The following is an 11,639-nucleotide window of genomic DNA, read 5'->3' as shown; positions in this document are numbered from 1 at the left end:
GATCCCGAGGATCCGGGCCCGCCCCCGCGCCGTCGGCGTCAGAGCCGCGCCCGGGTCGCTTCCAGCAGCCTGACCACCGAGGCGTCCGCGACGGCGGCCACCTCGTCGTAGGCGAACCAGCGCAGGTCCAGGGACTCGTCGCTGATCGCCGCCTCCGCGCCGGCCGGGGCCAGCGCGGCGTACTGCACGTCCAGGTGCCAGTTGCAGGGCGCCGGAATGGGGTGCCGGTCCAGCCGCACCGGACCCCCGGGCAGCAGCGTCAGCCCGGTCTCGATCCCGGACTCCTCGCGGGCCTCGCGCAGCGCGGCGTCCTCGAGCGTGCGGTCCTCGCTCTCGCAGTGCCCGCCCATCTGCAACCACATGCCGAGCTTCTTGTGCAGCGTCAGCAGCACGCGCCCGCGCACCGGGTCGACCACCAGCGCGCTGGCGGTGACGTGCCCGGCCTCGCACGGCTTCCACATCCCGTCCGGGTGGGCGGCCAGGTGCTCCAGGTACACCTCGCGCAGCGCCGCCTGCTCGCCCTGGCCGTCGTACTCCTTCAGGACGCGGACCGCGTCGTCGTACAGGCTCACTTGGTGTCGTCGCCGTCCTGTTCGCGCTTCTCGGCGGCCTCGCCGAGCATCTTGTCGATCTCGGAGAAGTCCAGCTGCGTGCCCTGCTCGCGGTGCACGAACCCGTCCGGGTCGTCCAGGTCGGAGGCGGTCGGCAGCATGTCCGGGTGCTCCCACAGGCCGTCGCGGCCGTCCACGCCGCGCGCGTCGGTGAGCGAGGCCCACAGTCGCGAGGCGTCCCGCAGCCGGCGCGGACGCAGCTCCAGACCGATCAGGGTCGCGAAGGTCTGCTCGGCCGGACCGCCCGAGGCACGGCGCCTGCGCAGCGTCTCGCGCAGCGCGTCGGCCGAGGTCAGACGGGGCTTGGCGGCCTCGTGCACCACCGCGTCCACCCAGCCCTCGACCAGCGCGAGCGCGGTCTCCAGACGGGCCAGGGCCGCCTTCTGCTCGGGGGTGTCCTGGGGCTGGAACATGCCGCCCTGGAGCGCCTCCTGCAGCTGCTCCGGATTCGACGGGTCGAGCTGGCCGACCACGTCCTCCAGCTTCGAGGTGTCGACCTTGATGCCGCGCGCGTACCCCTCGACGGCGCCGAAGAGGTGCGAGCGCAGCCACGGCACGTGGGCGAAGAGCCGCTGGTGGGCGGCCTCGCGCAGGGCCAGGTAGAGCCGCACCTCGTCCGAGGGGACGCCCAGGTCCTTGCCGAACGCCGCCACGTTCAGCGGCAGCAGGGCAGCCCTGCCCGCCGGGCCCAGCGGCAGCCCGATGTCGGTGGAGCCGACGACCTCGCCGGCGAGCGTGCCCACCGCCTGGCCGATCTGCTGGCCGAACATCGCGCCGCCCATGGAGCGCATCATGCCGAGCAGCGGGCCCGCCATGGCCTGCATCTCCTCGGGCAGGACGTCGCCCATGGCCGCGCCCACCCGCTCGGCGACCGGGTCGACCAGTTCCTTCCACACCGGCAGGGTCGCCTCGACCCATTCGGCGCGGCTCCAGGCCACGGCCGTACCGGCGCCCGACGGCAAGGAGGTGACGGAGTCCAGCCACAGGTCCGCCAGCCGCACGGCCTCCTCGACGGCCGACTTCTCGGCCGGGCCGACGCTCTCGTCCTTGACGCCGTCCGCGGTGCCCTGCGCGACGGTCTGGCGGGCGATGTCCTTGGCCATGTCCCAGTTCACGGGACCGCCCTCGTAGCTGAGCATCTGGCCCAGCTGCTGGAAGGCGGCGCCCAGGTCGTTCGGGTTCATGGAACCGAACATCGCGGCGAACGGATTGTCCGCGCCACCGGGGCCACCGGCGCCCGGCAGTCCGGCCCCGGGGAACCCGAACGGATTCGCCGGGCCGCCCTGACCGCCCTGATCGCCCTTCTTCTTGCCCTCGTCGCCGTTGTCCGGCTCCTCCGGCGGAAGGCCGAATCCGAATGGGGTGTCGCTCACGGGTTTCCTCGGCTCGTAGGGCCGTCGGCGGGAGCCGACGGGCAATGGTCCGACAACACCACCCAGCGTAGACACCACAGCCGCATCCGGGCTCGGTGCTCCGCCGACTCCTGGGCTGCGGCAGGATGGACATCACCTGGTAGGTACGCGTCAGGACGCTCACCTACTGAAGACAACCGCTGGAGACGCCCGGTGAGTTCCCCAGATCCGCAGGTTCGAGAGCCGCACGGCGACGAGAACCACCCTGACCACGACGAGCGCCCCGAGGGCGTTCGCCAGTCGCGAAACCCGTCGGTACGGGGCCCCGTCGTCGCCGTGACCGGCGCCGCGGCGGGGGTCGGCGCCGCCCTGGTCGCCCGGCTCGCGGCCTGCGACGAGGTCAAGCAGGTCATCGCGATCGACGAGCGGCGCGGTGACTGCGCGAGCGCGCAGTGGCACGTCCTGGACGTACGGGACCCCGCGATCGCCGAGAAGCTGCGCGGCGCCGACGTGGTCGTCCACCTCGCGCTCGACCTCGACCTGGAGACCGACCCGGCGGCCCGTACCGCGTACAACGTGCGCGGGACCCAGACCGTGCTCACGGCCGCCGCGGCGGCCGGGGTGCACCGGGTCGTGCTCTGCACCTCCGCGATGGTCTACGGCGCCCTGCCGGACAACGACATCCCGCTCACCGAGGACTCCGAGCTGCGGGCCACCGCCGAGGCCACCGGCGTCGGCGACCTGCTGGAGATCGAACGCCTCGGGCGGCGGGCGCCGCGCGCGCACCCGGGACTCAACGTCACGGTGGTGCGACCGGCCGTCCTGGTCGGGGGTACGGACACGGCCCTGACCCGCTACTTCGAGTCGCCGCGCCTGCTGGTGGTCGCCGGGTCCCGGCCGACCTGGCAGTTCTGCCACGTGGAGGACCTGGTCAGCGCCCTGGAGTACGCGGCGCTGGAGAAGGTCGAGGGCGAGCTGGCCGTCGGCTGCGAGGGCTGGCTGGAGCAGGAGGAGGTCGAGGAGCTGAGCGGGATCCGCCGGATGGAGCTGCCGTCCGCCGTCGCGCTCGGGGCCGCGGCCCGGCTGCACCGGATCGGGCTCACGCCGTCGCCGGCCGGTGACCTCGCGTACACGATGCACCCGTGGGTGGTCAGCGTCAGCCGGCTGCACGCGGCGGGGTGGCGCCCGCGCTGGACCAACGAGGAGGTGCTGGCCGAGCTGCTCCAGGAGGTGGCCGGCCGGCACACGGTCGCCGGGCGGCGGCTCGGGCGCAAGGACGCCACGGCCGCCGGTGCGGCCGGGGCGACGGTGGCCCTGCTGGGCGCGGCCGCCGTGGTCCGCGCGGCCCGCCGCCGCCGAGGCCTCTGACCCCACCGGAGCCCTCAACCGCCGGGCGGGCTGGTTTTGCGCCGGGGCCGCCCGATCCGGCGTCGCCTCCGGCGGGCCCTCAACCGCCGGGCGGGCTGAAACGGCCCGATCCAGCCTCGCCGGCGTTTGAGGCGTTGCGAGCCGGGTTCTGTAGGAGGCTCCATACGCGGGGGGTGCGCGACCGGTCGAATCGGGTATTCCGCGATGTGAGAGGCGTGGTGCACGATGAGTGCATGGCTCCGCACTTCGACCACCCCGGCGAGCAGGCCGCCCCGGACCCGATCCGACTGCTCGCGATCCGCGACACCCCGCTCTCGCTCGACGAGGTCTTCCGGGCCGTCGGCGACGACGCGACGGGAGGCACCGCGCTCTTCGTCGGCACCGTGCGCGACCACGACGGCGGGGCGGACGTCGACGCCCTCGGCTACTCCTGCCACCCGACCGCCGAGGCCGAGATGCGCCGCGTCGCCGAGCGCGTCGCGGCCAAGTACCCGGTCCGCGCCCTGGCCGCCGTCCACCGCGTCGGTGACCTCGGCGTCGGCGACCTGGCCGTGGTGGTCGCCGTCTCGTGCCCGCACCGGGGCGAGGCCTTCGAGGCCTGCCGGATGCTGATCGACGACCTCAAGCACGAGGTGCCGATCTGGAAGCACCAGACCTTCTCGGACGGCACCGAGGAATGGGTCGGCGCCTGCTGAGGCACGCCCCGCACCCCCGCGTCCGCACCCGAACGGACGCGCAACACGCCCTCGATTTGCGTAACCCCGCCCCGGGCACGAGCGTTGGACCAACAAACGGTTCGTTCTCGGGGTAGGGAGCACGCACATGGGTTCTTTGGCGTGGTTGCTGATTCCGCTTTTCGCCGCCATCGGCGCAGCGATATGGGGAAGCTGGGCGGCCCGCGACCGCACTTCCGGCGACATATCCGAACTCGCCGGCTACGCACGATTCCGCGAGGTCATGGGTACGGGCCAAGCCGACAAGGCCAAGGCACATTCCGGTTCCGACGCCGTCTGACGCGTCCCGTGAATGGCCCGCCGGGCGTCCGACCCACCTCCCCACCGGGAACCCCCGGGCGCATCCCGTGCACCACCCCGTACGGACCGGCCCCACGGGCCGCCCCACAGGGCCGTCACGTACTGTCGATCCATGCCACGCCGCACTGCGACGATGCTCGCGTCCACCCTCATGCTGTTCGCGCTGCTCTGCGCCGGAGTGTTCATCAAGGTTCCGTACTCCGAGATGAGCCCCGGCCCGACCGTGAACACCCTCGGTGACTCGCGCGGCGAGCCGGTCCTGAACATCTCGGGCCGCAAGACCTACCCGACCAGTGGCCACCTCAACATGACCACGGTCCGGGTGACCGGCGCGGACTACGACATGAACCTGCTGGAAGCGGTCTACGGCTGGGCGGCCCACGACAACATCGTGGTGCCGCACGAGAACCTGTATCCGCACGGCAAGACGGACAAGCAGTCCACGCAGGAGAACGCGGAGGAGTTCAGCCAGTCGCAGGAGAGCGCCAAGGTGGCCGCCCTCAAGCAGCTGGGCATCCCCTTCACCTCCCGCGTGAACGTCGCCACCGTGGTCAAGGGCAGCCCCGCCGAGGGCCTGCTGCACGCCGGTGACGTGATCGTCGCCGTGGACGGCACCCCGGTGAACGAACCGGCGGACGTCGCCAAGCTGGTCACCAAGCACAAGGCCGGCGAGAAGGTCGAGTTCACCGTCATCGGCGCGGAGGAGGCGGCCGCGGCGAAGAAGGCCGGGCGCGACCCCGCGGGCACCAAGAAGGTGGAGATCACCACCGGGAAGGCGCCGGAGGACGCGCACGCGGTCGTCGGCATCCGGGCCGGGACCGACCACACCTTCCCGTTCCGCATCGACATCAACCTGGCCGACGTCGGCGGCCCCAGCGCCGGTCTGATGTTCTCCCTCGGCATCGTCGACAAGCTGACGCCCCAGGACATGACCGGCGGGAAGTTCGTCGCCGGTACCGGCACCATCGACGACGCCGGTACGGTCGGCCCGATCGGCGGCATCGAGATGAAGACCATCGGCGCCCGCCAGGCCGGCGCACAGTACTTCCTGACCCCCGCCGAGAACTGCGCGGCGGCCGCCAAGGACGTGCCCGACGGCCTCACCCTCGTGAAGGTCTCGACCATCGGCGACGCCGTGAAGGCACTGGAGAAGATCAGCAAGGGGGATAGGGCCGGACTGCCGCAGTGCGGCGCGTCCTGACCCCGTCCCCCCGCCGGTCGCCCGCAGGCGTCAGGAGAAGGTCGCGGCCAGCGCCTCGGCCAGACCCGGCACCAGGGTGGCCCCGGTGAGCACCTCGCTCGCCGCGTCCTTCTCGCGCAGCCGTACGGCCGACTCGCGCGACCCGTCGCGCAGGACGCCCACGGTCAGGCGCACCTCCTGGCGCTCCGGGTGCCCGGCGACCCACTTGGCGAGCTGCTTGTCGTTCAGGTCGGACGGCACGGCGGCCTCCGCGGACGGCGGCAGCATCAGCCGCTCCACCGTCAGCGCGCAGCCGACGACCGACGCGGGCCAGGCGACCGTGCCCAGGAACTTGTCCAGGGCCATGCCCTTCGGGAGTTCGTCCTGCTCGATCGGGGTCAGCTGGATCTTGCCGGCGTCGTCCTGGTCGAGGCCGAGCTGCCGGGCGAGGCGGGGCTCCTGCTTGCGCAGCCGGGCCGTGTCGACGAGGGCGAAGAGCCGGGCGGGCCGGTCCCAGCCCAGGCCGGCGGCGTATTCGTCGATCTCTAGCACGGCGCGGGTCAGCGGGCTGGCCGCCATCGGAGTGCCGGGGGAGGGGGAAAGGTTGGACATGGACAACATCCTGCCTCCTTTCGACGCGATACCGGGAACTGACTAAAGCCTCAGTAAGTTGCATGAGTGGGCTCTACCATCGGGGGCCCTGCTCTTGAAAATTTTCCAGTTACACACGACACACAGCGACTTTCGAGGTGCGCACCTTGGCTTTCCAGATGCCGGACCGCGGCGGAGGCCCCTCCGGGCCACGGATGAGAGTCGGCCGCCCCTCCCGGCGCGCCCGGACTCTCCTGATGACCCTGGGCGTCCTGGCCGTCCTGGCCATGGCCTTCATCATGTTCGCGGGCTTCTGGACCGACTGGCTCTGGTTCCGCTCCGTGCACTACTCCACCGTCTTCACCACCACGCTCTGGACGAAGGTCGGCCTCTTCGCCGTCTTCGGTCTGATCATGGCCGGTGCCGTCGGCTTCAACATCTGGCTGGCGCACCGGCTCCGGCCGCCGCTCAGCGCGATGTCGATGGAGCAGCAGAGCCTCGACCGCTACCGGATGAGCGTCGCGCCGTTCAAGAAGTGGCTGCTCCTGGGCATCGCGGTGCTCGTCGGGCTGATCGCGGGCGCCTCGGCGGCCGGACAGTGGAAGACCTGGCTCATGTACGTGAACGGGGTGCCCTTCGGGCAGAAGGACCCCCAGTTCCACATGGACGTGTCGTTCTACACCTTCGACCTGCCCTGGTACCGCTTCCTGCTCGGCTTCGGCTTCGCCGCCGCCGTGCTGTCGCTGATCGCCGCGGCCATCGTGCACTACCTGTACGGCGGCCTGCGCGTCACCAGCCCGGGCGCCCGCGCGACCGCCGCGGCCACCGGACACCTGTCGGTGCTGCTCGGCATCTTCGTCTCGCTCAAGGCCGTGGCCTACTGGCTCGACCGGTACGGCCTCGCCGTGAAGTCCAGTGACTTCAAGGCCGCCGACAACTGGACCGGCCTGCGCTACGTCGACGCCAACGCCTACCTGCCGGCCAAGACCATCCTCTTCTGCATCGCCGCGATCTGCGCCGCGCTGTTCTTCGCGACGCTGTGGCGCCGCACCTGGCAGCTGCCCGTGATCGGCTTCGGCCTGATGGTGCTCTCGGCCATCCTGATCGGCGGGCTCTACCCGGCGATCGTGCAGAAGTTCCAGGTCCAGCCGAACGAGCAGGCCAAGGAGTCGCCGTACGTCGAGAAGAACATCAAGGCGACGCGCGACGCCTACGGGATCGCCGGTTCCGACGTGAAGGACTACGCGGGCGTGCCCGCCGAGGGCACGGACAAGGCGAAGCTGCGGCAGGCCGCCGACACCACGGCCAGCGTCCGCCTCCTCGACCCCAACATCGTCTCCCCGGCCTTCCAGCAGCTCCAGCAGGTCAAGGGCTACTACGCCTTCCCGTCGACGCTCGCCGTCGACCGGTACAACGGCCAGGACACGGTCATCGGTCTGCGCGAGCTGAACATCGGCGGCATTCCGAAGAACAACTGGATCAACGACCACTTCAAGTACACGCACGGCTACGGCGTGGTCGCGGCCAAGGGCACCACCGTCAAGGACGGCGCCCCCGACTTCACCCAGTCCGACCTCCCCTCCAAGGGCATGTTCGGCACGGACTTCGAGCAGCGCATCTACTACGGCGAGCAGACGAAGCAGTACTCGATCGTCGGCGGACCGCAGAAGGAACTCGACTACTCGGACGACAAGGGCGAGAAGGAGACCAGCTACACCGGCGACAGCGGGGTCAACCTCGACAACCCGATCAACCGGGCCGCCTACGCGCTCGCCTTCAGCGAGCCGCAGATCATGTACTCCGGCGCCATCGGCAAGGGCTCGCGGATCCTCTACAACCGCACGCCCAAGGAGCGCGTCGAGGCGGTCGCCCCCTGGCTGACCATCGACGGCGCGCCCTACCCGGCGGTCGTCAAGGGCCGGGTCGTCTGGATCGTCGACGCCTACACGACGACCAACGGCTACCCCTACGCCTCGCGCACCACGCTGGGCGACAGCACCGCGGACTCGCTGACCAACAGCCAGCGCGCGGTGGTGGCCCAGGAGAACCAGGTCAACTACATCCGGAACTCCGTGAAGGCCACCGTCGACGCGTACGACGGCAAGGTCAACCTGTTCCAGTGGGACACCGAGGACCCGGTCCTCAAGACCTGGATGAAGGCCTTCCCGGGCACGGTCAAGGAGAAGAGCGAGATCTCCAAGGACCTGATGGCGCACCTGCGCTACCCGCAGGACCTCTTCAAGGTCCAGCGTGAGCTGCTGACCCGCTACCACGTCACCGACCCGCAGACCTTCCTCAGCGGCAGTGAGGCCTGGGCCGTCCCGGACGACCCCACGACCAAGGGCACGGCGGTCCCGCCGTACTACCTGTCGATGAAGATGCCGGGCCAGACCGAGAAGGACCAGGTCTTCTCGCTCACGACGACCTTCACGCCGAACGAGCGGGACAACCTGAGCGCCTTCATGGCGGTCAACGCCGATCCGGGCACCCCGGACTACGGCAAGATCCGCATCCTGAAGATGCCGACCAGCAAGCCGGTCGACGGTCCCAAGCAGGTCCAGAGCAAGTTCAACTCCGAACCCAAGATCGCCGAGTCCATCCGCCTGCTGCGCGGTGGCGACTCCGAGGTCGAGTACGGGAACCTGCTCGCGGTCCCGCTGGACGGCGGCATGCTCTACGTCGAGCCGGTGTACGTGCGCAGTGCCGGGCTCAAGTACCCGCTGCTGCGCAAGGTCCTCGTGACCTACGGCAACCAGACGGCCTTCGAGGACACCCTGGACAAGGCGCTCGGCGTGGTCTTCGGCGCGGACACGGCGACGCCGCCGACGACGCCGAACCAGCCGCCGCCGGGCGACGGCACCACCAAGCCGCCCGCCAACCAGGACCCGACGGTCAAGGCGGCCCTCGCGGACGCCTCCAAGGCCTTCGACGACGCCGACAAGGCGATGAAGGCCGGCGACTGGGCGGCGTACGGCAAGGCGCAGGCCGACCTGTCGGCGGCGTTGAAGCGTGCGGTCGAGGCCGAGAACAAGCTGACGACCCAGCCGAAGCCGGGGGGCTAGCCACCCGGCGATCAAGGATGAGGGGTTCCGTTCCGCGTCGTGCTACTGTGGGTTTACCGACGCGGGGTGGAGCAGCTCGGTAGCTCGCTGGGCTCATAACCCAGAGGTCGCAGGTTCAAATCCTGTCCCCGCTACTGAAGATGAAGGCCCGGATCCATGGGATCCGGGCCTTCGTCGTGCCCGATCCAGGGCCGCGCGGCGGTGACCCGTGCCCACGGCACATGCGGGACACGCCACGCGGTAGCTGAGGTGGGTGAGTTGGGGCGGGAGCGTGTTTGACTTGTCCCACTGGGGGCAAGTCGACAAAGCGCTGTAGTGACCTCACTAGTGACCTCACTGGCTGCGACATACCAGGTGTACGCGGGTAGCAGGTGATGCGACGATGGGATTTATGGGGGACAGGTCAACTCTGCTGGGGACAGGGCGGTTTGTGAGGGCGGAGGCCGAAACGGGCACGGGAGCCGGTGAACCGGCCGCGGCCGTGAGCGCGGAGCCCGTACGGACCGGCGCCCACCAGCGGAACACGTACCGCACCGACGAGGTCTTCGACGGAGCCGAGGCCGACGCGGCGAGCGACGCCGAGTTGGAGGCCCGCCACCGCGGAGCCGCCGACAAGGGCGACCCCGGCGCCATGAGCGTGCTCGGGGCGCTGTTGCTGCGCCGCGGCGACCTGGCCGGGGCCGAGCCGTACCTGTGCGGAGCCACCGCGGCGGGCGACCGCGCCGCCGCCAACAACCTGGGCGTCCTGCTGCACCAGCGCGGCTACCCCGAGGACGCGGCCGGCTGGTGGCGGGTCGCCGCCGTGGCCGGTTCCGCACCCGCCGCGCACGCGCTGGGCCGGCACTACCGCGAGCGGGGCGACGAGCCCGCCGCCGAGTACTGGCTGCGCCAGGCGGCGGAATCCGGCCACGCCCTCGGCGCCTACGGCCTCGCGGACCTGCTGGAGCACCGCGGGGACAAGGGGGCCGAGCGCTGGCTGCGCGCCGCGGCCGAACAGGGCCACCGCGAGGCCGCCTACCGGCTCGCCCGGCACCTGCGCCGCCGCGAGCCCGCCGAGGCCGAGCAGTGGTACCGCCAGTCCGCCGCGCGCGGCCACCGCCGCGCCGCGCTGCACCTGGGCGCGCTGCTGGAGGCGCGCGGGGAGCTCAAGGAGGCCGGTCGCTGGTACCTCAGCTCCGCCAAGCAGGGCGAGGCGCGGGCCGCCTGCGCCCTGGGCTTCCTGCTGCGCGACGCCGGGGACGAGGACAACGCCGTCACCTGGTGGCTGCGGGCCGCCCAGGACGGTGACGGCAACGCGGCCAACGCGCTGGGCGCGCTGCACGCCGCGCGCGGGGAGACGCAGACCGCCGAGCGCTGGTACCGCAGCGCCATGGACGCGGGCGACCAGAACGGGGCGTACAACCTCGCCCTGCTGTGCGCGGCGCAGGACCGGACCGCGCAGGCCGAGCAGTGGTACCGCCGCGCCGCCTACGCAGGGCACCGCGAGGCGGCCAACGCGCTCGCCATCCTGCTGCTCCAGGGCGGCGACGCGGCCGGGGCCGAGCCGTGGTTCTCCAAGGCGGCGGAGGCGGGCAGCGTGGACGCCGCCTTCAACCTGGGCATCCTCTTCGCCAGCCGCGACGAGGACCGTACGGCGCTCAAGTGGTACGAGCGGGCGGCCTCGGCCGGGCACACGGACGCGGCCCTCCAGGTCGGCATCGCGCTGGTCCGCGACGGCGAGGAGCGGGCGGCCGAGCGGCACCTGCGCTGCGCGGCGGGCGGCGGCAGCGCGGAGGCCGCGTTCCGGCTGGCCGCGCTGCTGGAGTCGCTGGCCCCGCCGCCGGAGCCGGTGGCGCTGGGCGAGCCCATCGGCGGCGCGCCCAAGTCCGAGAGCGAGGAGTGGTACGAGCGGGCCGCCGAGGAGGGCCACCGCCGGGCCCAGGTCCGGGTGGGCATGATGGCCGCCGGGCGCGGCGACATGGCCGCGGCGGCCCGCTGGTACCGGGAGGCGGCGGAAGCCGGTTCCCGCAACGGCGCCTTCAACCTCGGGGTGCTGCTGGCCCGCGAGGGCAGCGAGCCCGAGGCCGCCCTGTGGTGGACCCGGGCCGCGGTGGCGGGGCACGGCCGCGCCGCGCTGCGGCTGGGACTCTTCGCCGCACGGCACGGGGACCTGGCCGAGGGGCAGAAGTGGTGCGCGCGGGCCATGGAGCTGGGTCCGGCGGAGGTCTCGGAGCGGGCCGCGCGGCTGCGCGAGGCGCTGGCCGAGGAACTGTCGGCCTGAACGGCGGCCCCGCGGGGCCGCCGTTCAATGGATTTGCTCCCGCAGGCGACCTTCGCGTAGAGTCAGGTTTACCGACGCGGGGTGGAGCAGCTCGGTAGCTCGCTGGGCTCATAACCCAGAGGTCGCAGGTTCAAATCCTGTCCCCGCTACTGAATGACCGAAGGCCCGGATCCCCTGGATC

9 protein-coding genes and 2 tRNA genes are annotated in these 11,639 nt (G+C 71.7%); 8 read left to right on the top strand and 3 right to left on the bottom strand.

All coding sequences use genetic code 11. The features are described from left to right. Positions 1–38 precede the first annotated feature (38 nt). Together ACFWAR_RS38085 and ACFWAR_RS38080 are read right to left on the bottom strand one after the other, a co-directional pair. Positions 39–572 (bottom strand): NUDIX hydrolase, encoded by a 534-nt coding sequence (locus tag ACFWAR_RS38085; RefSeq protein WP_385787912.1) that lies wholly within the window; start codon positions 570–572, stop codon positions 39–41. Continuing rightward, positions 569–1,984 (bottom strand): zinc-dependent metalloprotease, encoded by a 1,416-nt coding sequence (locus tag ACFWAR_RS38080; protein WP_385787909.1) that lies wholly within the window; start codon positions 1,982–1,984, stop codon positions 569–571. The genes ACFWAR_RS38085 and ACFWAR_RS38080 overlap by 4 nt, the downstream gene beginning before the upstream one ends. Before the next feature lie 192 nt (positions 1,985–2,176). Between ACFWAR_RS38080 and ACFWAR_RS38075 the strand changes: the two genes are divergently transcribed. From ACFWAR_RS38075 to ACFWAR_RS38060, 4 genes are all read left to right on the top strand, one after another. After that, entirely contained in the window at positions 2,177–3,331 is a 1,155-nt protein-coding gene (locus ACFWAR_RS38075) for an SDR family oxidoreductase (RefSeq protein WP_385787906.1), read from the top strand. Between the two features lie 233 nt (positions 3,332–3,564). Beyond that, positions 3,565–4,026: a molybdenum cofactor biosynthesis protein MoaE gene (locus ACFWAR_RS38070; protein ID WP_354382368.1), complete on the top strand. Its 462-nt coding sequence runs from the start codon at positions 3,565–3,567 to the stop codon at positions 4,024–4,026. Between the two features lie 127 nt (positions 4,027–4,153). Next, on the top strand, positions 4,154–4,345 hold the full coding sequence (locus ACFWAR_RS38065) for a hypothetical protein (protein WP_354382369.1): 192 nt from the start codon (positions 4,154–4,156) through the stop codon (positions 4,343–4,345). Between the two features lie 132 nt (positions 4,346–4,477). Beyond that, positions 4,478–5,566 (top strand): PDZ domain-containing protein, encoded by a 1,089-nt coding sequence (locus tag ACFWAR_RS38060; RefSeq protein WP_385787902.1) that lies wholly within the window; start codon positions 4,478–4,480, stop codon positions 5,564–5,566. A 30-nt stretch (positions 5,567–5,596) separates the two neighbouring features. Here the strand turns inward: ACFWAR_RS38060 and ACFWAR_RS38055 are convergent, their stop codons facing one another. Continuing rightward, positions 5,597–6,166, bottom strand: coding sequence for a PPA1309 family protein (locus ACFWAR_RS38055; RefSeq protein WP_385787899.1), 570 nt, complete (start codon positions 6,164–6,166; stop codon positions 5,597–5,599). A gap of 149 nt (positions 6,167–6,315) precedes the next feature. On the opposite strand from ACFWAR_RS38055, the gene ACFWAR_RS38050 reads away from it, so the two are divergent. From ACFWAR_RS38050 to ACFWAR_RS38035, 4 genes are all read left to right on the top strand, one after another. Then, positions 6,316–9,198, top strand: a complete 2,883-nt coding sequence (locus ACFWAR_RS38050; RefSeq protein WP_385787914.1) for a UPF0182 family protein — start codon at positions 6,316–6,318, stop codon at positions 9,196–9,198. A 60-nt stretch (positions 9,199–9,258) separates the two neighbouring features. Further along, positions 9,259–9,332, top strand: a tRNA-Met gene (locus ACFWAR_RS38045). 257 nt (positions 9,333–9,589) lie between these two features. Next, positions 9,590–11,458 (top strand): sel1 repeat family protein, encoded by a 1,869-nt coding sequence (locus ACFWAR_RS38040; RefSeq protein ID WP_385787897.1) that lies wholly within the window; start codon positions 9,590–9,592, stop codon positions 11,456–11,458. A 75-nt stretch (positions 11,459–11,533) separates the two neighbouring features. Continuing rightward, positions 11,534–11,607: transfer RNA gene (locus ACFWAR_RS38035), tRNA-Met, on the top strand. The last annotated feature ends 32 nt before the right edge of the window (positions 11,608–11,639 follow it).

The sequence above is a fragment of the Streptomyces sp. NPDC059917 genome (assembly GCF_042730635.1).
Classification (GTDB): Bacteria; Actinomycetota; Actinomycetes; order Streptomycetales; family Streptomycetaceae; genus Streptomyces.
This window is presented reverse-complemented; position numbering and strand designations above follow the sequence as displayed.

Coding starts and splice junctions, on each gene's coding strand:
- ACFWAR_RS38070 (WP_354382368.1), top strand. CDS start 3,565: ATGGCTCCGCACTTCGACCACCCCGGCGAGCAGGCCGCCCCGGACCCG.
- ACFWAR_RS38065 (WP_354382369.1), top strand. CDS start 4,154: ATGGGTTCTTTGGCGTGGTTGCTGATTCCGCTTTTCGCCGCCATCGGC.
- ACFWAR_RS38060 (WP_385787902.1), top strand. CDS start 4,478: ATGCCACGCCGCACTGCGACGATGCTCGCGTCCACCCTCATGCTGTTC.
- ACFWAR_RS38055 (WP_385787899.1), bottom strand. CDS start 6,166: ATGTTGTCCATGTCCAACCTTTCCCCCTCCCCCGGCACTCCGATGGCG.
- ACFWAR_RS38050 (WP_385787914.1), top strand. CDS start 6,316: ATGCCGGACCGCGGCGGAGGCCCCTCCGGGCCACGGATGAGAGTCGGC.
- ACFWAR_RS38040 (WP_385787897.1), top strand. CDS start 9,590: ATGGGGGACAGGTCAACTCTGCTGGGGACAGGGCGGTTTGTGAGGGCG.